Genomic DNA, 25337 nt, shown 5'->3' with positions numbered 1-25337 from the left:
TTTTTAGGCTCTGTACCGGGGTGGCGGGTCAGGCCGGTTGTTTAACCTTTGATGGGGAGGCCTCGTTGTCAGCGGTTTTCTCGTGTGCCTCGTCGTGGGTTTTGCTTGAGTCTGCCGCGCAAGCCGCACAGATAGCGACGGCATGCAGCCCCTTGGGCCCCTGGATAACCTCAAACGTCACTTCCTGGCCCGCTTTCAGCGTTTTATACCCATCCATGGTAATCGCCGAATAATGCGCAAAGAGGTCTTCATTTTTCCCGATTTCATTAATGAAGCCGTAGCCTTTGGCATTGTTAAACCATTTGACCTTGCCATTGATCTTGACGCCAGACATACCATATCCCTCTGCACCAGACTCCATCACTGGAGTATCATCCAGTTTATCCGTCCTAACCCGAATAAATAAGGTTGACTGCGCGGACCTTTTTTACCCACTGTGGGTTCTATTGGTTGTAACACCGATTTGCCGATAGTCAAGGCGACCCGCCGTCGGGAGTTGAAATTCTGACAGCCCGCCCCCACCACTGTTATTGAACCACTGACGAACCTTTCTTTCCATGCATGCAATCAGCCAGATTCGACTAACCTTCAATCAGGATCGCCCGGATCACCAACACGATGACGACGGTTCTGCAGGCATTGCTGTTCAGGAGGCCAAGCCTGCTTTACAGGCGCCGCCGATGTACAAGGTGGTTTTGTTCAATGATGACTACACACCGATGGATTTCGTGGTCGAAGTGCTCGAGGTGTTTTTTAACCTGAACCGCGAGTTGGCGACCAAGGTAATGCTGGCCGTTCACACAGAAGGACGAGCAGTATGTGGAGTGTTTACCCGCGACATCGCCGAGACAAAGGCCATGCAGGTCAACCAGTACGCCAGGGAAAGCCAGCATCCGCTACTCTGTGAAATCGAGAAGGACGGTTAACGCCGACCACTTGGGTATGAGGTGAAGCTATGTTAAACCGCGAGCTCGAAGTCACCCTCAATCTTGCCTTCAAGGAGGCTCGTTCGAAGCGTCATGAATTCATGACCGTCGAGCACCTGCTGCTGGCACTTTTGGATAACGAAGCTGCCGCCACCGTTCTACGTGCGTGCGGCGCCAACCTCGACAAACTCAAGCATGACCTGCAGGAGTTTATCGACTCCACCACGCCGCTGATCCCCGTGCATGACGAGGACCGCGAAACCCAGCCAACCCTGGGCTTTCAGCGGGTCTTGCAGCGTGCAGTGTTCCACGTTCAGAGCTCCGGCAAGCGTGAAGTCACCGGCGCCAATGTGCTTGTGGCCATCTTCAGCGAACAGGAAAGCCAGGCCGTGTTCCTGCTCAAGCAGCAGAGCGTGGCCCGTATCGATGTGGTCAATTACATCGCCCACGGTATCTCCAAGGTGCCCGGGCACGGCGATCATTCCGAGGGTGAGCAGGATATGCAGGACGACGAGGGCGGTGAGTCTTCTTCTTCAAGCAACCCGCTGGACGCTTATGCCAGCAACCTCAACGAACTGGCGCGCCAGGGGCGGATCGATCCGCTGGTAGGGCGTGAGCTTGAAGTCGAGCGCGTGGCGCAGATCCTTGCACGTCGGCGCAAGAACAACCCGTTGCTGGTGGGTGAGGCGGGCGTTGGCAAGACCGCGATTGCCGAAGGCCTGGCCAAGCGCATCGTCGACAACCAGGTGCCGGATCTGCTGGCCAACAGCGTCGTCTACTCCCTTGATCTCGGCGCGTTGCTCGCCGGTACCAAGTACCGTGGCGACTTCGAGAAGCGCTTCAAGGCGTTGCTCGGCGAGCTGAAAAAACGCCCGCAAGCCATTCTGTTCATCGACGAAATCCACACCATCATCGGTGCCGGTGCGGCGTCCGGCGGGGTGATGGATGCTTCCAACCTGCTCAAGCCATTATTGTCGTCGGGTGATATCCGTTGCATCGGTTCGACGACATTCCAGGAATTTCGCGGCATCTTCGAGAAAGACCGTGCGCTGGCACGGCGCTTCCAGAAAGTCGATGTTTCCGAGCCTTCTGTCGAAGACACCATCGGCATTCTGCGCGGGCTCAAGGGGCGCTTCGAAGCGCACCATGGCATCGAGTACACCGATGAGGCGTTGCGCGCGGCGGCCGAGCTGGCGTCACGCTACATCAATGACCGGCATATGCCGGACAAGGCCATCGACGTGATTGACGAGGCGGGTGCCTACCAGCGCCTGCAGCCGGTCGAAAAACGTGTGAAGCGCATTGATGTGCCTCAGGTTGAGGACATCGTGGCGAAGATCGCGCGGATTCCGCCAAAACACGTCACCAGTTCCGACAAGGAGCTGCTGCGTAACCTGGAACGTGACCTCAAGCTCACTGTGTTCGGCCAGGATGCGGCGATCGATTCGCTGTCCACGGCCATCAAGCTGTCGCGTGCGGGCCTCAAGTCGCCGGACAAACCGGTCGGTTCGTTCCTGTTCGCAGGTCCTACCGGCGTCGGCAAGACCGAAGCGGCGCGGCAACTGGCCAAGGCCATGGGTATTGAGCTGGTGCGCTTCGACATGTCCGAATACATGGAGCGCCACACCGTTTCGCGTCTGATCGGTGCGCCACCCGGCTATGTCGGTTTCGACCAGGGCGGTCTGTTGACCGAGGCGATCACCAAGCAACCGCATTGCGTGCTGCTGCTCGATGAAATCGAGAAGGCCCACCCGGAAGTCTTCAATCTGCTGTTGCAGGTGATGGACCACGGCACCCTGACCGACAACAACGGGCGCAAGGCGGACTTCCGCAACGTGATCGTGATCATGACCACCAACGCCGGTGCCGAAACCGCCGCGCGGGCTTCGATTGGCTTCAGTCATCAGGATCACTCTTCCGATGCAATGGAAGTGATCAAGAAGAGCTTTACGCCGGAGTTCCGCAACCGTCTGGACACCATCATCCAGTTTGGTCGCCTCAGCCATGAGGTTATCAAAAGCGTGGTGGACAAATTCCTTACCGAACTTCAGGCGCAACTGGAAGACAAGCGCGTGCAGTTGGACGTAACGGAAGCGGCGCGCAGCTGGATCGCCGAGGGTGGTTACGACGCGGCAATGGGCGCTCGCCCGATGGCGCGTCTGATCCAGGACAAGATCAAGCGGCCATTGGCCGAAGAGATCCTGTTCGGCGAACTGGCCGATCATGGTGGGGTGGTGCATATCGATTTGAAGGATGGCGAGCTGACCTTCGAGTTCGAGACCACCGCAGAAATGGCCTGATCGTTCCACAGCAATACAAAAGGCGCCGAAAGGCGCCTTTTTGCTGTCTACAATCCACTTTCAACACAGCAGAGATCAAAATGTGGGAGGGCGGTGTTGGTAAATAAATAATACGCACACACAAAAACGCCCGGCATAACCGGGCGTTTTGTATTGACTTGCTTAGCGAGCGCGGTAAGTGATGCGCCCTTTGCTCAAGTCATAGGGCGTCAGCTCGACGCGCACTTTGTCACCGGTAAGAATACGGATGTAGTTCTTGCGCATCTTGCCGGAGATATGCGCGGTTACGACGTGCCCATTTTCCAACTCCACACGAAACATGGTGTTGGGCAGGGTGTCGACGACAGTGCCTTCCATTTCGAAGCTGTCTTCTTTCGACATGCAGTAAAGCCCTCGGTATCCAGTGAATGGCCCGGTGCAACTGCGCCAGGCAAAAGCGGCGTGCATTGTGCCCGAAAAAGAGTGTTCAAGCCAAGGGGTTCTAGTTAAGCGTCACCCATCTTTGATTAATCAGCAGCTCAATGGGCCGATATTGGGTCTTGTAGTTCATCTTTTGGCAGTTTTTGATCCAGTAACCGAGGTACACCGCCTCCAGTTCCTGGCGCAGCGTTTCGCCGATCTGCCACAGGATTGCAAAACGTCCGAGGCTGCGGCGCTCTTCCCTGGGCTCATAGAAGGTGTACACCGCCGACAGGCCGTTGGGCAGCAAGTCTGTGACGGCGACGGCCACCAGGCGGCCTTCCAGGCGAAACTCGTAAAAACGTGAAAAGGGCAGGTCACGCACCAGAAAGGTGGAAAACTGGTCGCGGCTGGGCGGGAACATATCGCCGTCGGCATGCCGCTGTTCGATATAGCGCTGATAGAGGTCGAAGTATTCCTCGGTGAACCTGGGCAGGGCCGGCGTCACCGTAAGGTCGGCGTTGCGCTTGAGAATGCGCTTCTGGTTGCGGTCCGGCACAAACTGCGCAACCGGGATGCGTGCCGGCACGCAGGCATTGCAGTGCTGGCAGTGTGGTCGGTACAGGTGATCGCCGCTGCGCCGAAATCCCATCTCCGAGAGGTCGGCGTACACATGCACGTCCATGGGCTGGCTGGGGTCGAGGAACAGCGTGGTGGCCTGCTCATCGGGCAGATAGCTGCAGGAGTGGGCTTGAGTGGCATAAAACTTCAAGCGCGCCAGCTCGGTCATGATCAACCCTCGGGATAAGCGTTGAAATAAGTGTAAGCCAGGTGCGCGGATGTCGCCTAGGAAACCCACGGGCCTGCGTTGGGCTGATCCAGATGTTTGTGCAGGAAATCGGCGAATTCCCTGCGCGGGATGGCGCGGGCGCCCAGGCTGTGCAGATGATCGTTGGGCATCTGGCAGTCGATCAGCACGAACCCCCAGGCCTGCAATTGGCGGGCAAGGGTGACAAAGCCGAATTTCGAGGCATTGTCGGCGCGGCTGAACATGGATTCGCCAAAGAACAACTGGCCCATCGCCAGGCCATACAGCCCGCCCACCAGTTCACCGCCGTCCCATACCTCCACCGAATGCGCATAACCGCGCTGATGCAGGGCCAGGTACGCGCTCTGGATGCCTTCGGTGATCCAGGTGCCGTCGGCGTAGCTGCGCGGCGCCGCGCAGGCCTGGATCACCGCAGCGAAGTCCTGATCGTACGTCACGCTGTAACGCTGCTGGCGCAGCAACTTGCCCAGGCTGCGTGAGACATGCAGTTCGTCGGGGAATATCACCGTGCGCGGGTCCGGCGACCACCAGAGAATCGGCTGCCCCTCGGAGAACCAGGGAAAGCAGCCGTGGCGGTAAGCCTGGATCAGCCGTTCGGCCGACAGGTCGCCACCGGCGGCCAGCAAGCCATTGGGTTCACGCATGGCTTTGGCCAGCGGCGGAAAAGTCAGGGTGTCGCGTTGTAACCAGGTCAGCATGGCATCCAGGCTTTGCAGAAGGGGAGGGGAGTGGCAGATATGACGCCTGCCGCTTGAGCGGTGATTATTGTCGAGGTGGCAGCGCACGGCCAGTACGAAGGGCACATTGTCGGGTATTAGCGTAAACGAGTGTTTCTGCAACTCTGCGCAAGGGGTGCGGTCGTAATCGGGTCGCGCCAATGCAGGCCCTTTGCCAAGCTTGCCTTGAATGATAAAAACCACGCATAAGCCTTTGTCAGCTAAGGCAATGCATGCTCAAATTGAACAGGCCATGACACGCCAATTATCCAGGCTGGCGGGTGAGGGGCAAGTGTGTGGCATCACGCACGCAAACCCGTACAATGCGGCCATCGTGGCGTTATCGTCGTTTCGCCTGTCCAACGCCCTGTATTAACAGTAGATTTACCGACATTCGTTCATTTTTCAGCTGCTCGGATTGGGCAGCATGTGCAGTCATTCAACAGATGGACGCGCCAAAGGCGCAGGAAAAGACCCGTTTTGAAGAAATCCGCCGCAACACCCAAAGCAGCAGTCGTGCCGGCCTGGCGCCAGCACCTGCACTACCGACTCAAGGAAGGTGCGCTGATCGCCATCGGTGCCCTGTGCCTGTTCCTGATGATGGCCTTGCTTACCTACGGCAAGGACGATCCGGGCTGGAGCCACAACAGCAAGATCGAAGACGTGCAGAACTTCGGCGGGCCTGCCGGTTCCTACAGCGCCGATATCCTGTTCATGGTGTTGGGTTACTTCGCCTATATCTTCCCGTTGCTGCTGGCGATCAAGACCTGGCAGATCTTCCGCCAGCGTCACGAGCCGTGGCAGTGGAGCGGCTGGCTGTTCTCCTGGCGCCTGATCGGTCTGGTATTCCTCGTGCTGTCCGGCGCCGCGCTGGCGCATATTCACTTTCATGCGCCCACCGGCCTGCCGGCGGGTGCGGGCGGTGCGCTGGGCGAAAGCCTCGGCGACCTGGCACGCAAGAGCCTGAATATCCAGGGCAGCACGCTGATGTTCATCGCGCTGTTCCTGTTTGGCCTCACGGTGTTCACCGACCTGTCGTGGTTCAAGGTGATGGACGTGACCGGCAAGATCACCCTCGACCTGCTGGAGCTGTTCCAGGGTGCCGCCAACCGCTGGTGGTCGGCGCGTGTCGAGCGCAAACGCATGGTGGCGCAGTTGCGCGAGGTGGACACCCGCGTCAACGAGGTGGTCGCGCCGACCACGCCGGACCGCCGTGAGCAGGCCAAGGTCAAGGAACGCCTGATCGAGCGCGAGCAGGCCCTGAGCAAACACATGTCGGACCGCGAGAAGCAGGTGCCGCCGGTGATCGCCCCGGCACCGACAAAGGCTCCCGAGCCGAGCAATCGCGTGCAGAAAGAGAAACAGGCGCCGTTGTTCATCGACAGCGCGGTGGAAGGCACCTTGCCGCCGATCTCGATTCTCGACCCGGCCGAAAAGAAACAACTCAACTATTCCCCGGAATCCCTGGCGGCAGTCGGCCATCTGCTGGAAATCAAGCTCAAGGAATTCGGCGTCGAAGTCTCGGTGGACTCGATCCACCCGGGCCCGGTGATCACCCGTTACGAAATCCAGCCGGCCGCCGGTGTAAAGGTCAGCCGTATTTCCAACCTGGCCAAAGACCTGGCGCGTTCCCTGGCGGTGACCAGCGTGCGCGTGGTGGAAGTGATCCCCGGCAAGACCACCGTGGGTATCGAGATTCCCAACGAGGACCGCCAGATCGTGCGCTTCTCCGAGGTGCTGTCGACCCCGGAATACGACAACTTCAAATCGCCGGTCACCCTGGCCCTGGGTCATGACATCGGCGGCAAGCCGGTGATCACGGACCTGGCGAAAATGCCTCACCTGCTGGTGGCCGGTACCACCGGTTCCGGTAAGTCGGTGGGCGTGAACGCGATGATCCTGTCGATCCTGTTCAAGTCCGGCCCGGACGACGCCAAGCTGATCATGATCGACCCGAAGATGCTCGAACTGTCGATCTACGAAGGCATTCCGCACCTGCTGTGCCCGGTGGTCACCGACATGAAGGACGCCGCCAACGCCTTGCGCTGGAGCGTGGCCGAGATGGAGCGGCGCTACAAGCTGATGGCCAAGATGGGCGTGCGTAACCTGTCGGGCTTCAATGCCAAGGTCAAGGAAGCCCAGGACGCCGGCACGCCGCTGACCGATCCGCTGTACAAACGTGAAAGCATTCACGACGAGGCGCCGCTGCTGACCAAGCTGCCGACCATCGTGGTGGTGGTCGACGAATTTGCCGACATGATGATGATCGTCGGCAAGAAGGTCGAAGAACTGATCGCGCGGATCGCGCAGAAGGCGCGTGCCGCCGGTATCCACCTGATCCTCGCCACCCAGCGCCCGTCGGTGGACGTGATCACCGGCCTGATCAAGGCCAATATTCCGACCCGCATGGCGTTCCAGGTGTCGAGCAAGATCGACTCACGGACCATCATCGACCAGGGCGGCGCCGAGCAGTTGCTGGGCCACGGCGACATGCTCTACATGCCGCCCGGCACCAGCCTGCCGATTCGCGTGCACGGCGCCTTCGTGTCCGATGATGAAGTGCACCGTGTGGTGGAAGCGTGGAAACTGCGCGGTGCGCCGGAATACAACGACGACATCCTCGCCGGTGTGGAAGAGGCCGGCAGCGGCTTCGACGGCGGCAGCGGCGGTGGCGACGATGATGCCGAAACCGATGCGCTCTACGACGAGGCCGTGGCCTTCGTGCTGGAAAGCCGTCGCGCCTCGATCTCCGCCGTGCAGCGCAAGCTGAAGATCGGCTACAACCGCGCCGCGCGCATGATCGAATCGATGGAAAACGCCGGCGTCGTCACCGCAATGAACACCAACGGCTCGCGTGAAGTCATTGCCCCCGGGCAGGCGCGCGACTGACCTCGCGCCGCGTGGCAGCACGCGGCGCGCCCTGATTACTCAATGAGGACTCCCATGCGCCTTATCCGCATGCTGTTGTTGCCGGCCCTGGCCCTGACTGCTGTTTCGGCCCACGCCGACCCGGCCTCCGTCGCCAGCCTGAAAAACCTGCTGGACAAATCCCAGACCCTCACCGCGCGCTTCTCCCAGCTGACCCTGGACGCCGGCGGCACCCGCTTGCAGGAAACCGCCGGCGAGATGGCCGTGCAGCGCCCCGGCCTGTTCTATTGGCACACCGAAGGCAAGTCCGAGCAGACCATCGTCTCCGACGGCCAGAAGGTCACGCTGTGGGACCCGGACCTGGAGCAGGCGACCATCAAGAAGCTCGACCCGCGGCTGAATCAGACCCCGGCGCTGCTGCTGTCCGGTGATGTGTCGAAAATCAACGACAGCTTCGACATCACCTCCAAGCAAACCAGCAACGTGATTGAGTTCACCCTCAAGCCAAAATCCAAAGACACGCTGTTTGACAGCCTGCAACTGTCGTTCGGCAATGGCGTGATCAACAACATGCGCCTGATCGACAGCGTCGGCCAGCGCACCGATATCCTGTTCACCGGGGTCAAGGCCAATACGCCGGTGCCTGCGTCCCGGTTCAAGTTCGACATCCCCAAGGGTGCCGACGTGATCCAGGAATAATCTGCCCAGAGGTTACAAACGCTGCCCATGGACCTGTTTCGAAGTGATCCGATTGCCCAGCCCCTGGCCGCGCGCCTGCGCTCGACCAACCTGGATGAGTATGTCGGTCAGGAACACCTGCTCGCGCGCGGCAAGCCCCTGCGCGAAGCCCTGGAGCAGGGTGCGCTGCACTCGATGATCTTCTGGGGGCCGCCCGGTGTGGGCAAGACCACCCTGGCGCGGCTGCTGGCCAAGGTCTCGGACGCTCACTTTGAAACGGTCTCGGCGGTACTCGCCGGGGTCAAGGAAATCCGCCAGGCGGTGGAAGTCGCCAAGCAGCAGGCCGGCCAGTACGGCAAGCGCACCATCCTGTTTGTCGACGAAGTGCATCGCTTCAACAAGTCGCAGCAGGATGCGTTCCTGCCCTACGTCGAGGACGGCACGCTGATCTTTATCGGCGCCACCACCGAAAACCCCTCTTTCGAACTCAACAACGCCTTGCTCTCGCGGGCGCGGGTCTATGTGCTCAAGAGCCTGGACGCCGCCGCCATGCAGAAGCTGTTGCAGCGCGCCCTGGGCGAAGACAAGGGCCTGGGCAAGCGCCAGTTGAGCGTCAGCGACGAAGGCTTTCAGATTTTGCTCACCGCCGCCGATGGCGATGGCCGGCGTTTTCTCAACCTGCTGGAAAACGCTTCGGACCTGGCCGAAGACGGCAGCGAGATTGGCGTCGATCTCCTGCAAAGCCTGTTGGGCGATACGCGTCGACGTTTCGACAAGGGCGGCGAAGCCTTCTACGACCAGATTTCGGCGCTGCACAAATCGGTGCGCGGCTCCAACCCGGACGGCGCGTTGTACTGGTTTGCGCGGATGATCGATGGCGGTTGCGACCCGCTGTACCTGGCGCGGCGTGTGGTGCGCATGGCCAGCGAGGACATCGGCAACGCCGACCCGCGCGCCCTGAGTCTGTGCCTCGCCGCCTGGGACGTGCAGGAGCGCCTCGGCAGCCCCGAAGGGGAGTTGGCGGTGGCCCAGGCCATCACGTATCTCGCCTGCGCGCCAAAAAGCAATGCGGTGTACATGGGCTTCAAGTCGGCATTGCGCGCGGCGGCCGAACACGGCTCCCTCGAAGTGCCGATGCACCTGCGCAATGCGCCGACCAAGCTGATGAAGCAATTGGGCTACGGCGATGAATACCGCTACGCCCACGATGAGCCGGACGCCTACGCCGCCGGCGAAGATTATTTCCCCGATGAGCTTGAGCCATTGCCGCTCTACCAGCCGGTGCCCCGTGGCCTGGAGCTGAAGATCGGCGAAAAGCTCAATCACCTCGCTCAACTCGACCGTCTCAGCCCCAGGCAACGGAGAAAGTAGTGCTCAAGACGATTCTTGCCGTGTCCGCTGCCGGCATCGCTGGTACATTATTGCGTTTCGCCACCGGGACGTGGGTGAGCGCCAACTGGCCGAAGCATTTTTACGCGGCGACCCTGGCGGTCAATCTGGTGGGGTGCCTGATTATCGGGCTGTTGTACGGCTGGTTCCTGTTGCGTCCGGACGTGCCGATTGAGATTCGCGCCGGCTTGATTGTCGGCTTTGTAGGCGGTCTGACGACCTTTTCATCCTTTTCACTGGACACGCTGCGCCTGCTGGAAAGCGGCCAGGCCCTGGTCGCCTTCGGGTACCTGGGCATCAGCGTGTTCGGCGGGCTGCTCGCCACCTGGGCCGGCCTGTCCTTGACCAAACTTTGATAAACGAGAGACCGACATGCTCGATTCCAAACTGTTACGTAGCAACCTTCAGGACGTAGCGGACCGCCTGGCATCCCGTGGCTTTGCCTTGGATGTTGCGCGCATCGAAGCGCTGGAAGAACAGCGCAAGACCGTCCAGACCCGCACCGAAGCACTGCAGGCTGACCGTAATGCGCGCTCCAAATCCATTGGCCAGGCCAAGCAGCGCGGCGAAGACATCGCGCCGTTGATGGCGGACGTCGAGCGCATGGGCAGCGAGCTGTCCGAGGGCAAGGTCGAGCTGGACAGGATCCAGTCCGAGCTGGATTCGATCCTGCTCGGCATCCCCAACATCCCTCATGAGTCAGTGCCGATTGGCGCCGACGAAGACGGCAACGTCGAAGTGCGTCGCTGGGGCACGCCCAAAGCGTTTGATTTCCAGATCAAGGACCACGTCGCCCTGGGCGAATTGACCGGCGGCCTGGATTTCGAAACCGCTGCGAAGATGTCCGGCGCGCGCTTTGCCTTGCTGCGCGGCCCGATTGCACGCATGCATCGCGCCCTGGCGCAGTTCATGATCAACCTGCACACCGCCGAGCACGGTTACGAGGAAGCCTACACGCCTTACCTGGTGCAGGCGCCGGCGCTGATGGGCACCAGCCAGTTGCCCAAGTTCGAAGAAGACCTGTTCAAGATCAGCCGCGATGGCGAAGCCGACCTGTACCTGATCCCGACCGCCGAAGTGTCGCTGACCAACATCGTCGCCGGCGAGATCCTCGACGCCAGGCAGCTGCCGCTCAAATTCGTCGCCCACAGCCCGTGTTTCCGCAGCGAAGCCGGTGCCTCGGGTCGTGATACCCGCGGCATGATCCGCCAGCACCAGTTCGACAAGGTTGAAATGGTGCAGGTGGTCGAACCCGCCAAATCGATGGAGGCCCTTGAAGGCCTGACCGCCAACGCCGAACGCGTGCTGCAGCTGCTGGAGTTGCCTTATCGTGTGCTGGCGCTGTGCACCGGCGACATGGGCTTCAGCGCCGTGAAGACCTACGACCTGGAAGTGTGGGTGCCGAGCCAGGACAAATACCGCGAGATTTCGTCGTGCTCCAACTGCGGCGATTTCCAGGCGCGGCGTATGCAGGCGCGTTTCCGTAACCCGCAAACCGGCAAACCGGAACTGGTGCACACCCTCAACGGGTCGGGCCTGGCCGTTGGCCGTACCCTGGTGGCCGTGCTGGAAAACTACCAGCAGGCAGACGGTTCGATCCGCGTGCCGGAGGTGCTCAAGCCTTACATGGCGGGTGTCGAGGTCATCGGTTAAATGGAATTTCTGCCGCTGTTTCATAACCTGCGCGGCAGTCGTGTACTGGTGGTTGGCGGTGGGGAAATTGCCTTGCGCAAATCCCGCCTGCTGGCCGAAGCCGGTGCGTTGCTGCAGGTGGTTGCTCCCCAGGTCGAAGGTCAGTTGCGTGAACTGGTGCTGGGCAGTGGCGGGGAGGTCGTGCTGCGCGGTTATCAGGAGGCTGACCTCGACGGTTGCGTGCTGGTGATTGCGGCCACCGACGACGAGCCGTTGAACGCGCAAGTGTCCAATGATGCCAAGCGCCGTTGTGTGCCGGTCAATGTGGTGGATGCGCCGGCGTTGTGCAGCGTGATCTTCCCGGCGATTGTCGACCGCTCGCCGCTGGTGATCGCAGTGTCCAGCGGCGGCGATGCGCCGGTGCTGGCGCGGTTGATTCGCGCCAAGCTGGAAACCTGGATTCCATCGACTTACGGTCAACTGGCCGGCCTGGCGGCACGCTTTCGCGCTCAGGTCAAAGGTTTGTACCCGGATGTGCAGCAACGCCGTGCGTTCTGGGAAGAGGTGTTTCAAGGCCCGATTGCCGACCGTCAGTTGGCCGGGCAGGGGGCTGAAGCCGAGCGCCTGTTGATCGAAAAGGTCAACGGTGCGCCGCCTTATGCGCCGGGCGAAGTGTATCTGGTAGGCGCCGGCCCGGGCGATCCGGACCTGCTGACCTTCCGCGCGCTGCGCCTGATGCAGCAGGCCGATGTGGTGCTGTATGACCGCCTGGTGGCACCGGCGATTCTGGATCTGTGTCGTCGCGATGCTGAGCGTGTCTACGTTGGCAAGCGCCGCGCTGAACACGCGGTGCCGCAGGAGCAGATCAACCAGCAATTGGTCAGCCTGGCCAAACAGGGCAAGCGCGTGCTGCGCCTCAAGGGGGGCGATCCGTTCATTTTTGGACGTGGCGGGGAAGAAATCGAAGAGCTGGCGGCCCATGGCATCCCGTTCCAGGTAGTCCCGGGGATCACTGCGGCCAGCGGGTGCGCGGCCTATGCCGGGATTCCGCTGACCCACCGCGACTATGCGCAATCGGTGCGTTTCATCACCGGGCATTTGAAGAACGGCACCTCGGACCTGCCCTGGCGGGACCTGGTCGGCCCGTCGCAGACCCTGGTGTTTTACATGGGGTTGATTGGGTTGCCGATCATCTGCGAACAGCTGATCCAGCATGGCCGCGCGCCGGACACCCCGGCTGCGTTGATCCAGCAGGGGACGACCGCCAACCAGCGCGTATTCACCGGCACCCTCGCCGACCTGCCGCGCATGGTGGCGGAGCATGAAGTGCATGCGCCGACACTGGTGATCGTGGGTGAGGTGGTGGTGTTGCGTGAAAAACTCAAATGGTTCGAAGGCGCCCAATCCCAGGTCTGACATCGCCTCCTGATGGCAACCCCGGGGTTTGTGGGCTTATTGTGGCGAGCGGGCTTGCCCCGCGTTGGGGTGCGAAGCGCCCCCAATCGAGCAAAACGCGGTGTACCTGATACGGCTCAGCGTCTGGTTTTGGGGCTGCTGCGCAGCCCAACGCAGGACAAGCCTGCTCGCCACAGGGAGTCTGCGCTTGACTGAAGGCAGGCCCGCTTCCCAGAGTTGTGCAGTCAGCCGTGAACGCCCTGGCCAGTCAGCCTGTTGCGATCATGCTCGCCATCAAACCCCAGCAGCGGCCCCTTCGGCACGATCCCGGTCGGATTGATCGTGCGATGGCTCGCATAGTAATGCCCCTTGATATGCGCAAAATCCACCGTCTCGGCCACCCCCGGCCACTGATACATCTCCCGTAGCCAGTTCGACAAATTCGCATAATCGGCAATGCGCCGCAGGTTGCACTTGAAGTGGCTGTAATACACCGCATCAAAGCGAATCAGCGTGGTGAACAAGCGCACATCCGCCTCGGTCAGGTACTCACCGGCCAGGTAGCGATGCGTGCCCAGGTGCTGTTCCAGCTGGTCCAGCTCGGCAAACACATCATCAAATGCACTTTCATACGCCTGCTGCGACGTGGCAAAGCCCGCGCGGTACACGCCGTTGTTGACGGCCGGGTAGATGCGCTCGTTCAGTGCGTCGATGGTCGGGCGCAGTGGCTCGGGGTAGAAGTCCAGGGTGTTGCCGGTCAACGCGTTGAACGCGCTGTTGAACATGCGGATGATCTCCGCCGATTCGTTGCTCACGATGCGCTTGAGTTTTTTGTCCCACAGCACCGGCACGGTGACGCGCCCAGTGTAATCGGCGGTGTCGGCGGTATAGCGCTGGTGCATGAACTGGAAATCATCCAGAGCGTCGCCTGTGGAGCCGTGGGCCTTGTCGAAGGTCCAGCCGTTTTCCAGCATCAACCAACTGACCACCGACACGTCAATCAGGCTTTCCAGCCCCTTGAGTGTGCGCAGAATCAAGGTGCGGTGCGCCCACGGGCACGCCAGCGACACGTAGAGGTGATAGCGGCCCGCTTCGGCCTTGAAACCACCTTCGCCGCTCGGGCCGGGCGCGCCGTCGGCGGTCACCCAGTGACGACGTTGTGCCTGTTCGCGTTGGAAAGCGCCATCTGCGCTACTTTCGTACCACTGGTCTTTCCAGTGTCCTTCGATCAGCAAACCCATGATTGGCTCCTTGGCTAATAAGCGTTGGAGCCCAGTCTAAAGGCGTGAGTTCGAACTAAAAGCGCAAATACCCGGCGACAATCATCGATTAAATCGATTTGTCCCGCGCTAACCAGTAGTGCCGGGCCAGTTCGAACGCCTGCTCCCGTGGCTGGCCAAGACCGCGCAGGGCCAGCGCCATGGTCGCGATCAGTGCCAGTTGCGGGTAGCTGTCCTCGACATCGCCGCGCCACAGCGCTGTCAAGTGCTCGGGCTCAAGGCTGGCCGGTTTGACGTGGCGCTGGGCGGAGAGGGCAGGCCACTCTTCGTCCCAGCTCTGGCCGCCGGTGGTGCCGTACAAATGGCTGAGGGTGTCGGGGTTGATCTCGATTTCGCCGCCGTCGCCTTTCACCACGATCACGTTATCGCCCAGCAGGCCGCTGGCGTCGCGGTGCACGCCCTGGTAGCCCGGATGGAAAATGCTTTGCAGGCCGCAACGGGCCTTCAGCGGGTTGAGCAGGCGCGCCAGCGAGTGGATCGGCGAACGCAGGCCCAGGGTGTTGCGCAGGTCGATCATGCGTTGCAACTGCGGCGCCCAATCGCCCAGCGGGATAAACGCCAGGTTGCCATGCTCATAAGCCGCCTCGACCTGTTGCCAGGTGCGGCACAGGGGGATTTGCAGGGTTTCAAGCAATTGCTCGGTGTACAGCCGCCCGGCGGTGTGCGCGCCGCCGCCGTGCATCAGGATGCGCACGCCGTTCTGCGCCAGGCACTTGGCCGCCAGCAGGAACCACGGCAGGTGGCGCTTTTTGCCGGCATAGGTGGGCCAGTCGATGTCCACATTCAACGCCGGCGCGTTCAGGCGCTCGCGCACGGCTTCGGTGAAGCCGGCGAGTTCTTCCGGGCTCTCTTCCTTGTGGCGCAGCAGCATCAGGAAGGCGCCGAGCTGGGTGTCCTCGACCTTTTCGTCGAGCAACATGCCCATGGCTTCGCGGGCTTCGGCGCGGGTCAGGTTGCGCGCGCCACGCTTGCCTTTGCCGAGGATGCGCACGAACGGCGCAAACGGGTGCTCTTCGGGCGTAGCGAGGGTCAGTGGGGCAAAGTCGGTCATAAGCAATTCGTCGGCCTGGGCAGGCCCGCCAGTTTGGCGGCGAGTTTGGCGGGAGTGCCGTTGAACAGTTTGTTGAGGTGCAGGCTGTTGCCCTTTTCCGGGCCCAGCTTCAAGGCGGTGTACTTGATCAGCGGGCGCGTGGCCGGAGACAACTGGAACTCGGCATAAAAGCCGCGCAGCAACTCGAGGATTTCCCAGTGAGCGGGGGTCAATGCCAGGCCTTCGGCAGCGGCGAGGGCGTTGGCGACGTCCACGCACCAGTCGTTGAGGTCGACGAGGTAGCCGTCCTTGTCCAGTTCGAGGCAGCGCGCGCCTACGGTGAGGGTGTTCATAGCCAGGTGTTGACCTTGTCGTAGCCGACGGATAGCTGCACGAAGCCGGGGTAATCGACACTGTCGGCCCAGTCGGGCAGTGGCAGGTTGCGCGCCTGGCTGTCTTCGGCCAGCACGAAGACTTTCACGCCCTTGCCTTGCAGCGCGGCATTTTGCAGGCCGTAGGCGCCGTCGCCGCAGAGCAGAATCGCGTCCTCGGCGCCACAGATGCGCAGGCAGCTGTCGAGACGGCTGTCGGTGAACGGGGAGTGGGAGAGCACATGGAGAGTCGACATCAGAGGGTTATCACCTGGTCGTAACGGTCGATCAATTGGGCAATGGCGTCGCTGCCCAGGCCTTGGGCGCTGGCCGGCGCATTCAGTCCGCGTACTTCCAGGCTGTGGTTGCAGGCGAACACATCGTCGATGCCGAACAACTCCAGCGCCTGCAGGTTGGCGCTCAGATCCTTTTGCTGCACGGCCCTGGCGTTCTGGTCCGAGGCCAACTGAAACACGCCGTCGTCCATGAACAGCAGGCCGATCGGCAGATCGAATGCGCCACCGGCCAGCACGATATCCAGGGCTTCCCGCGCGCTTGGGCCGGACCACGGCGCCTGGCGGCTGATCACCAACAAGGATTTGGACATGTCACGGCCCTCCAAAACAGATCAGGCGGTCGGCGTCCTGGATGGCGTCATGCAGTTGCCCCAGGCCCGACAGCGCCCAGGGCGCATCCAGATTCACCGCGCTGCGCTGATAACGGGTGGCTTCGTCGCGGTCAAGCACGCCACGGCGCAGGGCGGCGGCGATGCACACCACGCCGTCAAGCTGATGCTGGCTGACAAAATCACGCCACTGGCGCGCAATGTCTTGCTCATCCTGCGGCGCAACGATGTTGTTGGACGCGCTGTACACGCCGTCCTGATAGAAGAACAGCCGCACAATGTCGTGCCCGCCGGCCAATACCGCCTGGGCGAACAGCAAGGCGCGGCGCGAGGAGGGCGCATGGGCGGCGCTATACAGTGCAATCGCGAACTTCATGGAACACTCGGCAAACAAACGTAGCCTCATGATAAAGCGGCGGCTGCGAAAAAGCCCGCCGTGATCAAAACAGTGGGGTGACGGGGCCGTGCGCTATCGCAGGCAAGCCCCAATGCCAGTCAGTTAAGCGCAGATCGCTGTGGGAGAGGGCTTGCTCCCGATGAGGCCCTTATTCCACGCGGGTTTCCCCGCTGAACACCAACGTCTGCCGACACCGCCGACACAGATACCTGCGCCCCTGGGCCACCATGCCATGGCGCTGCGCGGAAAACGCAAAGTCGCTGTCCGCACACGGGCATCGGTAGATGTAGCGAGTGACTTGGCGGCGCTTCACCGCATAGGTGTGACAGCGATCCGGCGGCAGTTCATAAACGCCGCGCATGATCAGTTGCCATTCCTCGCCATGGGGCTGGATGCGCTCGCCAAACAATTGGTGGGCAATCAGATGCGCCACCTCATGGGCCACGGTCTGCTTCAGGAAGTGCTGGCTGTTTTCGCGGTACAGCTGTGGATTGAAGCGCAGCAGATTTTCGTGCAAATGCGCGACACCGGCTTTCTGGCCCCGCAGCTTGAGGCTGATCCGGGGGCGTTTGAAGCTTCGTTTGAAAAAGGATTCGGCTTGCAGGAAACAATCTTCGACGCGGGTATTGAGTGGCTCGGACATGCTGTATCTATCTCCAGAGCGGTCCAGTATGCCGCAAAGCGGGGTGTTTCCGAATCTGTCAGGCGCCGAATGGTCATTGCCCAGGGTTTAAAGGCTCAGCGGGCGCATTGGAACTTCTCCGGCCTTATCGGTAAAATGCTGCGCTTTTCGTCACACACCTCCAGCGGATCCAAGCGCCATGGGCACTCTTACGGTCAACCAGAACAAACTGCAAAAACGCCTGCGTCGCCTGGCCGGTGAGGCGGTTGCCGATTTCAACATGATCGAGGACGGCGACAAGGTCATGGTCTGCCTCTCCGGCGGCAAAGACAGCTATACGATGCTCGATGTGTTGCTGCACCTGCAAAAGGTCGCGCCGATCAAGTTCGACATCGTTGCCGTCAACATGGACCAGAAACAACCGGGGTTTCCCGAGCATGTGCTGCCGGCCTACCTCAAGGCATTGGGCGTGGAGTACCACATCGTCGAGAAGGACACCTATTCGGTGGTCAAGGAACTGATTCCCGAAGGCAAGACCACCTGCTCGCTGTGCTCGCGCCTGCGCCGGGGCACGCTCTACACCTTTGCCGACGAGATTGGCGCGACCAAGATGGCCCTGGGTCATCATCGCGACGATATCGTCGAAACCTTCTTTCTCAATATGTTCTTCAACGGCTCGCTCAAGGCCATGCCGCCCAAGCTGCGCGCCGATGACGGGCGCAACGTGGTGATCCGCCCGCTGGCGTATTGCAACGAGAAGGATATCCAGGCCTACTCCGACCTCAAGCAGTTCCCGATCATCCCGTGCAACCTGTGCGGCTCCCAGGAAAACCTGCAGCGCCAGGTGGTCAAGGAGATGCTGCTGGACTGGGAGCGCAAGACACCCGGGCGTACCGAGAGCATCTTCCGCAGCCTGCAGAACGTGATCCCGTCGCAGTTGGCCGACCGCAACCTGTTCGACTTCACCAGCCTGCGTATCGACGAGAGCGCCGCCTCGCGCTTCGTCAATGTAGTGAACCTCTGAGGCCCTGCAACGCTCTGAAGGACGGCGCTCACGGGCGCCGTTTTCATTTCAATCCCCGGGAGAGGGCATGCGCGATTACAAGTGGCTGAACGAATATTGTCTGAACCGCTTCGGCTCGGCGGCCAAGCTGGAAGCCCACCTGCCAACGCCCAAAACGGCCGCGCAGCTGCGCAAGATCAGCGATGACCGCTACCTGTCGACCCTGGCGTTGCGGGTGTTTCGCGCAGGCCTGAAGCACAGCGTGGTGGACGCCAAGTGGCCGGCATTCGAGCAGGTATTCTTCGGTTTCGACCCGGAGAAAGTCGTGTTGATGGGCGCCGAGCACCTGGAACGGCTGATGCAGGACACGCGCATCATCCGCCACCTGGGCAAACTCAAGAGCGTGCCGCGCAACGCGCAGATGATCCTGGATATCGAGCAGGAAAAGGGCAGCTTCGGCGCCTTTGTCGCCGACTGGCCGGTGACCGACATCGTCGGCTTATGGAAATGCCTGAGCAAGCACGGCCACCAGTTGGGCGGGCTGTCGGCGCCGCGCTTTTTGCGCATGGTGGGCAAGGACACCTTTGTGCCCAGTGATGATGTGGTGGCGGCGCTGAATGCGCAGAAGATCGTCGACAGGGCGCCAACCAGCCTGCGGGATCTCGCGGCGGTGCAGGGCGCGTTCAACCAGTGGCACGCCGAGAGCGGGCGGCCGATGTGTCAGTTGTCGATGATGCTGGCTTATACCGTCAATCATTGAGACCCAGATGAGCCCTTCTCCGGTAAGTCCGCTCCCACATTTGGCATGCATTGCAAGCTGTGGGAGCGGGGTGGCAGGACCTTAGCCCGGTTGGCCGTCCAACAGCCGGGCGGTTTTTGCCAGGCGCTGGCCCAGGGCGCGGCACAGGGCGGTTTCATGTTGATCGAGCAGGCGCTTGCCGTCCGCTCCGGCATGGTGGCTCGCGCCATAGGGCGTGCCGCCGCCCTGGGTGTCGAGCAGCGCCTGCTCGCTGTAGGGCAGGCCGGTGATCAGCATGCCGTGGTGCAGCAACGGCAGCAGCATCGACATCAACGTGGTTTCCTGGCCGCCATGCAGGCTGGCGGTGGAAGTGAACACCCCGGCCGGCTTGCCGACGAGGGCGCCGGTGAGCCACAGGTTGCTGGTGCCATCGAGAAAATACTTGAGCGGCGCGGCCATGTTGCCAAAGCGCGTCGGGCTGCCCAGGGCCAGGGCCGAGCAGTTCTTCAGGTCATCCAGGCTCGCATACACTGCGCCTTCTTCCGGAATGCCCGGCGCCACGGCTTCGCACTCGGCGGAAATCGCCGGCACCGTGCGCAGGCGCGCTTCCAGCCCGCCTTGCTCGATGCCACGGGCAATCTGCCGGGCCATCTCGCTCACCGAGCCGTTACGGCTGTAATACAGCACCAGCACATACGGCGTACTCACGGCAAAATCTCCAGTATCTTCTCGGGCGGGCGACCAATGACGGCCTTGTCGGCGGTTTCCAGGATCGGGCGTTCCATCAACTTCGGATGCGCGGCGATGGCGGCGATCACCTGGGCTTCGCTCAAGGTGGCGTCGGCGAGGTCGAGGGTCTTGTATTCGTCTTCACCGGTGCGCAGCAGTTGGCGCGCAGTGATGCCGAGCTTGCCGAGCAACGCCGTCAGTTGCGCGGCGTTCAACGGGGTTTCGAGGTAGCGCACCACGGTCGGAGCGAGGCCACGGGCTTCAAGCAGTTCGAGCGCACCGCGGGATTTCGAGCAGCGCGGGTTGTGATAAAGCGTCAGATCGGTCATGTGCGGGTCGCATCTTGCGTAAGGTGGCGGGTATTCTACCCGCGTGGCGGCCCGTCCTTAAACCGTAAGAGGCAACCGGTCGCAGCCCACGTTCATTTTTGCAAAGGATTACTCCATGACAAGGCGACTGATCGGTGCATTGGCGATCATCACAACCCTGCTGCTCAGCGGCTGCGGCAACGACTATGGCGTCGACCAGTACGGCCAGAAGGTGGCGGCGGAGCGCCTCGACAAGCAGTGGGTGGTGGTCAACTACTGGGCGGAATGGTGTGGCCCGTGCCGCACGGAAATCCCCGAGCTCAATGCGTTGTCTGAACAGTTGAAAGCCCAGAACGTCGGCGTGTTCGGGGTCAATTTCGACAATGTGCAGGGCGAGGAACTCAAGGCCGCCAGCGAGAAACTGGGGATCAAGTTCACCGTATTGGCGCAGAACCCCGAAGAGCTCTTTGATATCCCGCGCAGCGAGGCGTTGCCGGTGACCTACATCATTGACGACAAGGGCAAGGTGCGCGAGCAGTTGATGGGCGAGCAGACGGCGGCAGGGGTGCTGGCCAAGCTCAAGGCGTTGCGCGGCTAAAGGGCATACCCCAAAAAAATGTAGGAGGGGGCTTGCTCCCGATTGCAGAGTGTCAGTCCATACATCGATTGACTGATACACCGCTATCGGGAGCAAGCCCCCTCCCACATTGGGTTTGCGCCAACCTTGCGATCAGCCTTCTTCGAGCCACAGGCGAATCGGTTTGCCTTCGGCCGGCCAGAAGCGGGTCTGTTCGATAGGCGAGATGTCCCAGCGTTGCACGCTTTGCAGGGCCTGGAAGAAGCGCTGTTCCTGCTCCATCAAGGCCTCGGCGCAGAGCTTGCGGGTGCTGCCGATCTTGCCGAAGCTGAGGGTGTCGCCGTTCACGGTGTAGGGCGCAAACCAGTGGTTGCAGCCACCGTTGCCGTAGGCGCGGCCATCGGCACCGAGGGTAACGGTCAGGTTCGCGTCATCCATCAGCGGCCGTTCACCGATCCATTCCACCACGTAGCTGTGATCCTGCTTGAGCTTGACTGCGTGAGCGGCGCAACCGCTCAGGCCGGCCGCCAGGGCGATGAGCAACAAGCCTCTCATTGCGCGGCCTGCTGGCATTTCGGGCAGCGGTGCCTGTCGCCATCGCTGGCCCAGCCCAACGCCTTGATGCGCGCGTTGGCCGCTGGCTGCAGCGGCGCTTTGGTCAGCTTGGTTTCCACCGCAAATTCAAACTCCAGCACGTTGTCGCAGCTGTCGCAGTTGACCTTCCAGGTGTGAATCTCAAGCTCGCCGAATTGCGGCCCGTGGGCCATGGCGACCCACTGGCCAGCGGGGCGGATGGAGTAGCGTGCGTCCCCTTCGACAGTCAGGCGCATCGACAGGGTTTTACTGCCGCGCAGGGTGACGATCAGCACGTCGCCATGCTTGATCGAACCGCCGTTGCCGGTCACTTGGTAACGGCCCGGCACCAGGGCGCGGCATTCGATCAGGGTGTGTTGCGGGCTCAGCAAGCTGAAGCGGAAATCGTGTTCGGCCATGGATCCTCCAAATAGGCGCGGCATCCTATCACGGGTGCCGGCCTATCATGAGCCCGGTATGTGACCGCTGATCAACAGGAGTCAGGCGCTCACCCGTGCCTCACTGGCCAGCCGGGTGATGGCCATGTCCAGTTCATCCAGCGCCGCCGCGGCCTTGGCATCGTCCTGCTTGAGCAGGGTTTCGGCGCGCTGGCAGGCGGCGCGCAGTTGCGGCACGCCGCAATAGCGCGTGGCGCCGTGCAGGCGGTGGACGCGCTCGATCAGGGCCTGATTGTCGTTGGCTTCGCGGGCGACGGTGATGGCCAGGCGGTCGGCCTCCAGCGACGCCAGCAGCATGGCGAGCATGTCGGCCGCCAGCTCAGTCTTGCCGGCAGCCAGGCGCAGGCCTTCTTCATGGTCGAGCACCAGCAGTTGCACGCCGTGGCCGAGGTTTTCAGTGACCCGCTCGGGGCCCTGGTTGCGCAGGGCCAAGCCGGTCCATTTCAACACCACCTGGGCCAGTTGCCGTTCGCTGATCGGCTTGGTCAGGTAGTCGTCCATGCCGCTCTGCAGCAGCGCGCGTTTTTCGTTGGCCATGGCGTGGGCCGTGAGCGCGACCACCGGCAGCGGCGTGCCGTGGCGTTCGCTTTCCCACTGGCGAATCGCCTCAGTGCTCTGGCGTCCATCCATGCCCGGCATTTGCACATCCATCAACACCAGGTCGAAGGTTTCCTGCTTCACCGCATTGATCGCCGCGTAACCGCTGTCCACCGCCTGCACCTTGGCGCCCATGTCTTCGAGCAGGGTCTGCACCAGCAGCAGGTTCGCCGGGTTATCGTCGACGCAGAGCACTCGCGGCGCACGGCTGGAGAGCGGCTCGCCAGGCTCGGCGCGCAAGGGGCGCGGGCTGATCAGGTCGGCCAGGGCACGGCGCAGTTTGCGCGTGCACGCCGGTTTGGCCTGCAACTGGCTGTTGGGGTTGGGCACCGACTGGTTGAACAGCATCTGCTCGGTGGTCGGGCACAGCACCAGCACTTTGCAACCCAGATGTTCGAGGTCCCACAGGTGCTGGTTGAGGCGCTCGGGCGGAATGTCGTTGGCGGTGACGCCAAGCACCGCCAGGTCGATGGCCTGTTCGGTCTGGTGTGCGCTGGTGATGCCGTTGGTCAGGTTTTCCAGGGTATTGAATGGCGTGACCGCCAGGCCGCAGTCTTCCAACTGATGTTGCAGGGCCTGGCGCGCCAGTTCGTGGTTTTCCAGCACGGCGACGCGGCGACCGAGCAGCGGCGCGCAGGGCAGGTCGTCGACATCGTCGCGGGTCTTGGGCAGGTTGAGGCTGATCCAGAACTCCGAGCCTTCGCCCGGTGTGCTGTCGACGCCGATTTCGCCGCCCATCTGTTCGATCAGGCGCTTGGAAATCACCAGCCCCAGGCCGGTGCCGCCGGGCTGGCGTGACAGCGAATTGTCAGCCTGGCTGAACGCCTGGAACAGCGCGCGCACATCCTGGCTGGACAGGCCGATGCCAGTGTCCTGCACGCTGATGCGCAGTTGTACGCTGTCTTCCTGTTCGTCTTCGATCATTGCACGGGCAACGATGGTGCCTTCGCGGGTGAACTTGATCGCGTTGCTGATCAGGTTGGTCAGGATCTGCTTGAGGCGCAGCGGGTCGCCGACCAGCGCCAGCGGGGTGTCGCGGTACACCAGGCTGACCAGTTCCAGCTGCTTGGCATGGGCGGCGGGGGCGAGGATGGTCAGGGTGTCCTGCAACAGGTCGCGCAGGTTGAACGGCACGCTGTCGAGCACCAGCTTGCCGGCCTCTATCTTCGAGAAATCAAGGATTTCGTTGATGATGCCCAGCAGGTTGTCGGCGGATTTTTCGATGGTGCCCAGGTAATCCAGCTGGCGCGGCGACAGTTCGCTTTTTTGCAGCAGGTGGGTAAAGCCCAGGATGCCGTTGAGCGGGGTGCGGATCTCATGGCTCATGTTGGCCAGGAACTCCGACTTGATGCGGCTGGCTTCCAGGGCCTCCTTGCGGGCCAGGTCCAGCTCGATGTTCTGGATTTCGATGGTTTCCAGGTTCTGGCGTACGTCTTCGGTGGCCTGATCGATGCTGTGTTGCAGTTCTTCGCGGGCGTTTTGCAGGGTTTCGGCCATGCGGTTGATGCCCGAGGCGAGTTGGTCAAGCTCCTGGCTGCCCAGCGCTGGCAGACGGGTTTCCAGGTTGCCGTCCTTGAGCTGGGCCACGGCCTGCTTGATCTGGCCGATCGGCGCGTTGATGGTGCGGCTGATGCGCAGGGCCAGCGCGGCGGTGAAGATCAGGCCGACGGCGATCAGCAGGAGGCTGGCGAACAGGCTGCGGTAGCCGCGCAGCAGCATGCCGTTATGGGACAGCTCTACCTCGACCCAGCCCAGCAGGCGGTCGGCTTCATCGGGGATCAGCTCGCCGGCCAGGTTGCGATGGCGGCCGAACACCGGCAGCAAATAGCGCGTGGCGTCATTGCCGGTGCGTTGCAGCAGGTGTGAGCTGTTACCGGTCGGCGGCGGGTTGAGCATGCTCGGGCCGGCATGGGCCAGGGACGTGCGGTCCGGTGCGAGGAACGACACGGTGCGCACGTCCGTCTGCTCAAGGGATTGGGTGGCGATGCGTTCCAGCAGGTCGGCGTTCTTGCTGCTCAGGGCCGGGGCCACCAGCGGCGCCAGTTGTTCGGCGATCATTTCGCCGCGTTGCAGCAATTGGGTCTGCAGTTCCGAGAGCTGCATCCAGGTGAAATAACCGCCCAGCAACACGGCCATCAGGCTGGTCGGCAATAAGGTCAGCAACAGTACGCGGCCTTTAATTCCCATTCTTCTAAGCACGCCACTTCTCCTGCTACCACTGATATCAATCTTCCACGCGGGCATCCGGCCCGCGCCACCTGCGCAGTGTAGCCATTTGCGCGGCCTGGAATCCTGAAAATTAATGGTGTTGAGCGGGAGCCTGGGTGTCGGGTTTCAGCGGCGGCGCAGTTTGCGGCGTTTCCATTGGCGCGCGACCCACCAGCGCCAGTAGCCCATGGTCAGGCAGTAGGCCAGTGCGCCAAGCACCAGCCCCAGCACCACCGAACCCAATAGGAACGGCTGCCACAGCGTGTTCAGCTGGCCGCTGATCCATTCCCAGGTGAGGTGGTCGGGCAGGCTGCGCGGCGGCACGTTCATCAGCCAGGCGCCGGTCATGTAGGTACACACGAACACCACCGGCATGGTGATCGGGTTGGTCAGCCACACCAGGCTGACGGCGATGGGCATGTTGCCGCGCACCACGATGGCCAGCACCGCGGCCAATAACATCTGCAGGGGAATCGGGATAAAGGCCGCGAACAGACCCACGGCCATGGCCCGCGCCACCGAGTGCCGGTTCAGGTGCCAGAGGTTCGGGTCATGCAGCAAGGTCCCAAGAAACTGTAATGACTTGTGTTCCCTGATACTGCTGGGGTCGGGCATGTACCGTTTGAATAAGCGCCGGGGCATAAGGGGTCCAGGTCAGTTCGAGGGGCAAGTATGCCCGGATTCTATA

At 61.8% G+C, this 25337-nt stretch carries 28 protein-coding genes; 11 read left to right on the top strand and 17 right to left on the bottom strand.

All coding sequences use genetic code 11. The annotated features are described in order from the left end of the window. Positions 1-28: 28 nt before the first annotated feature. Complete coding sequence (gene cspD, locus JOE32_RS25110; RefSeq protein WP_209982824.1) at positions 29-334, bottom strand: cold shock domain-containing protein CspD; 306 nt, start codon at positions 332-334, stop codon at positions 29-31. A gap of 223 nt (positions 335-557) precedes the next feature. Here cspD and clpS point away from each other — a divergent pair, with 223 nt between their 5' ends. Both clpS and clpA read left to right on the top strand, forming a co-directional pair. Continuing rightward, positions 558-926: an ATP-dependent Clp protease adapter ClpS gene (clpS, locus tag JOE32_RS07535; protein WP_057007511.1), complete on the top strand. Its 369-nt coding sequence runs from the start codon at positions 558-560 to the stop codon at positions 924-926. Between the two features lie 29 nt (positions 927-955). Continuing rightward, a complete protein-coding gene (clpA, locus tag JOE32_RS07530; protein WP_057007510.1) occupies positions 956-3226 on the top strand; it encodes an ATP-dependent Clp protease ATP-binding subunit ClpA in 2271 nt (756 codons plus the stop codon). 162 nt (positions 3227-3388) lie between these two features. Here the strand turns inward: clpA and infA are convergent, their stop codons facing one another. The 3 genes from infA to aat all read right to left on the bottom strand — a co-directional run bounded on the left by infA (position 3389) and on the right by aat (position 5152). After that, on the bottom strand, positions 3389-3607 hold the full coding sequence (infA, locus tag JOE32_RS07525; protein ID WP_002553999.1) for a translation initiation factor IF-1: 219 nt from the start codon (positions 3605-3607) through the stop codon (positions 3389-3391). Between the two features lie 100 nt (positions 3608-3707). Further along, entirely contained in the window at positions 3708-4415 is a 708-nt protein-coding gene (locus JOE32_RS07520) for an arginyltransferase (RefSeq protein WP_209982822.1), read from the bottom strand. A 56-nt stretch (positions 4416-4471) separates the two neighbouring features. After that, complete coding sequence (aat, locus tag JOE32_RS07515; RefSeq protein ID WP_209982820.1) at positions 4472-5152, bottom strand: leucyl/phenylalanyl-tRNA--protein transferase; 681 nt, start codon at positions 5150-5152, stop codon at positions 4472-4474. Positions 5153-5650: 498 nt separating this feature from the next. On the opposite strand from aat, the gene JOE32_RS07510 reads away from it, so the two are divergent. From JOE32_RS07510 to cysG, 6 genes are read left to right on the top strand one after another with little or no spacing between them, the layout of a single operon-like run. Then, positions 5651-8059 carry a DNA translocase FtsK gene (locus JOE32_RS07510; protein ID WP_209982818.1) on the top strand — a complete coding sequence of 803 codons (2409 nt, stop codon included), beginning with the start codon at positions 5651-5653 and terminating at the stop codon, positions 8057-8059. Positions 8060-8113: 54 nt separating this feature from the next. Further along, positions 8114-8737, top strand: coding sequence for an outer membrane lipoprotein chaperone LolA (gene lolA, locus JOE32_RS07505; RefSeq protein WP_057007506.1), 624 nt, complete (start codon positions 8114-8116; stop codon positions 8735-8737). Between the two features lie 27 nt (positions 8738-8764). Beyond that, on the top strand, positions 8765-10087 hold the full coding sequence (locus tag JOE32_RS07500) for a replication-associated recombination protein A (protein ID WP_209982816.1): 1323 nt from the start codon (positions 8765-8767) through the stop codon (positions 10085-10087). Further along, the gene (gene crcB, locus JOE32_RS07495) at positions 10087-10461 is read left to right on the top strand and encodes a fluoride efflux transporter CrcB (RefSeq protein WP_209982814.1); all 375 of its coding nucleotides are present in this window, start codon (positions 10087-10089) and stop codon (positions 10459-10461) included. The genes JOE32_RS07500 and crcB overlap by 1 nt, the downstream gene beginning before the upstream one ends. Positions 10462-10477: 16 nt before the next feature. Then, complete coding sequence (serS, locus tag JOE32_RS07490) at positions 10478-11758, top strand: serine--tRNA ligase (protein ID WP_209982812.1); 1281 nt, start codon at positions 10478-10480, stop codon at positions 11756-11758. Then, positions 11759-13153: a siroheme synthase CysG gene (gene cysG / locus JOE32_RS07485; RefSeq protein ID WP_209982811.1), complete on the top strand. Its 1395-nt coding sequence runs from the start codon at positions 11759-11761 to the stop codon at positions 13151-13153. Between the two features lie 224 nt (positions 13154-13377). On the opposite strand, the gene JOE32_RS07480 is transcribed toward cysG, so the two are convergent. The 7 genes from JOE32_RS07480 to JOE32_RS07450 form a co-directional block, all read right to left on the bottom strand. After that, positions 13378-14373: a glutathione S-transferase family protein gene (locus JOE32_RS07480; RefSeq protein WP_209982808.1), complete on the bottom strand. Its 996-nt coding sequence runs from the start codon at positions 14371-14373 to the stop codon at positions 13378-13380. 88 nt (positions 14374-14461) lie between these two features. Then, on the bottom strand, positions 14462-15463 hold the full coding sequence (locus tag JOE32_RS07475; RefSeq protein WP_209982806.1) for a glycosyl transferase family protein: 1002 nt from the start codon (positions 15461-15463) through the stop codon (positions 14462-14464). Continuing rightward, positions 15460-15795 carry a TusE/DsrC/DsvC family sulfur relay protein gene (locus JOE32_RS07470; protein WP_209982804.1) on the bottom strand — a complete coding sequence of 112 codons (336 nt, stop codon included), beginning with the start codon at positions 15793-15795 and terminating at the stop codon, positions 15460-15462. The genes JOE32_RS07475 and JOE32_RS07470 overlap by 4 nt, the downstream gene beginning before the upstream one ends. Then, positions 15792-16070 carry a sulfurtransferase complex subunit TusB gene (gene tusB / locus JOE32_RS07465; protein ID WP_209982801.1) on the bottom strand — a complete coding sequence of 93 codons (279 nt, stop codon included), beginning with the start codon at positions 16068-16070 and terminating at the stop codon, positions 15792-15794. The genes JOE32_RS07470 and tusB overlap by 4 nt, the downstream gene beginning before the upstream one ends. Continuing rightward, positions 16070-16420, bottom strand: a complete 351-nt coding sequence (gene tusC / locus JOE32_RS07460; RefSeq protein ID WP_209982799.1) for a sulfurtransferase complex subunit TusC — start codon at positions 16418-16420, stop codon at positions 16070-16072. The genes tusB and tusC overlap by 1 nt, the downstream gene beginning before the upstream one ends. Before the next feature lies 1 nt (position 16421). After that, on the bottom strand, positions 16422-16814 hold the full coding sequence (tusD, locus tag JOE32_RS07455; protein ID WP_209982798.1) for a sulfurtransferase complex subunit TusD: 393 nt from the start codon (positions 16812-16814) through the stop codon (positions 16422-16424). A 169-nt stretch (positions 16815-16983) separates the two neighbouring features. Then, positions 16984-17478 carry a SprT family zinc-dependent metalloprotease gene (locus JOE32_RS07450; protein WP_209982796.1) on the bottom strand — a complete coding sequence of 165 codons (495 nt, stop codon included), beginning with the start codon at positions 17476-17478 and terminating at the stop codon, positions 16984-16986. A 178-nt stretch (positions 17479-17656) separates the two neighbouring features. Between JOE32_RS07450 and ttcA the strand changes: the two genes are divergently transcribed. Continuing rightward, the gene (ttcA, locus tag JOE32_RS07445) at positions 17657-18481 is read left to right on the top strand and encodes a tRNA 2-thiocytidine(32) synthetase TtcA (protein WP_003232138.1); all 825 of its coding nucleotides are present in this window, start codon (positions 17657-17659) and stop codon (positions 18479-18481) included. Between the two features lie 67 nt (positions 18482-18548). Next, positions 18549-19220: a DNA-3-methyladenine glycosylase I gene (locus JOE32_RS07440; RefSeq protein ID WP_209982794.1), complete on the top strand. Its 672-nt coding sequence runs from the start codon at positions 18549-18551 to the stop codon at positions 19218-19220. A gap of 81 nt (positions 19221-19301) precedes the next feature. Here JOE32_RS07440 and wrbA read toward each other — a convergent pair whose 3' ends face one another. Continuing rightward, positions 19302-19907 carry an NAD(P)H:quinone oxidoreductase gene (gene wrbA, locus JOE32_RS07435; RefSeq protein WP_209982791.1) on the bottom strand — a complete coding sequence of 202 codons (606 nt, stop codon included), beginning with the start codon at positions 19905-19907 and terminating at the stop codon, positions 19302-19304. Continuing rightward, positions 19904-20257, bottom strand: a complete 354-nt coding sequence (gene arsC, locus JOE32_RS07430) for an arsenate reductase (glutaredoxin) (RefSeq protein ID WP_209982789.1) — start codon at positions 20255-20257, stop codon at positions 19904-19906. Before arsC ends, wrbA begins: the two co-directional genes overlap by 4 nt. Positions 20258-20372: 115 nt before the next feature. Here arsC and JOE32_RS07425 point away from each other — a divergent pair, with 115 nt between their 5' ends. After that, the gene (locus JOE32_RS07425; RefSeq protein WP_209982787.1) at positions 20373-20834 is read left to right on the top strand and encodes a TlpA disulfide reductase family protein; all 462 of its coding nucleotides are present in this window, start codon (positions 20373-20375) and stop codon (positions 20832-20834) included. A gap of 132 nt (positions 20835-20966) precedes the next feature. On the opposite strand, the gene JOE32_RS07420 is transcribed toward JOE32_RS07425, so the two are convergent. The 4 genes from JOE32_RS07420 to JOE32_RS07405 all read right to left on the bottom strand — a co-directional run bounded on the left by JOE32_RS07420 (position 20967) and on the right by JOE32_RS07405 (position 25291). After that, entirely contained in the window at positions 20967-21368 is a 402-nt protein-coding gene (locus JOE32_RS07420) for an META domain-containing protein (RefSeq protein WP_209982785.1), read from the bottom strand. Further along, positions 21365-21805: a hypothetical protein gene (locus tag JOE32_RS07415; RefSeq protein WP_209982783.1), complete on the bottom strand. Its 441-nt coding sequence runs from the start codon at positions 21803-21805 to the stop codon at positions 21365-21367. Before JOE32_RS07415 ends, JOE32_RS07420 begins: the two co-directional genes overlap by 4 nt. An 81-nt stretch (positions 21806-21886) precedes the next feature. Continuing rightward, complete coding sequence (locus tag JOE32_RS07410; RefSeq protein ID WP_209982780.1) at positions 21887-24640, bottom strand: response regulator; 2754 nt, start codon at positions 24638-24640, stop codon at positions 21887-21889. A 135-nt stretch (positions 24641-24775) separates the two neighbouring features. Next, the gene (locus JOE32_RS07405; RefSeq protein ID WP_209982778.1) at positions 24776-25291 is read right to left on the bottom strand and encodes a DUF2062 domain-containing protein; all 516 of its coding nucleotides are present in this window, start codon (positions 25289-25291) and stop codon (positions 24776-24778) included. Between the last annotated feature and the right edge of the window lie 46 nt (positions 25292-25337).

Origin of the sequence: Pseudomonas sp. PvP025 (genome assembly GCF_017832155.1) — a bacterium.
Lineage (GTDB): Bacteria > Pseudomonadota > Gammaproteobacteria > Pseudomonadales > Pseudomonadaceae > Aquipseudomonas.
Note: the sequence above shows the minus strand (reverse complement) of the source record. Positions and strands in the feature narration are given on the sequence as shown.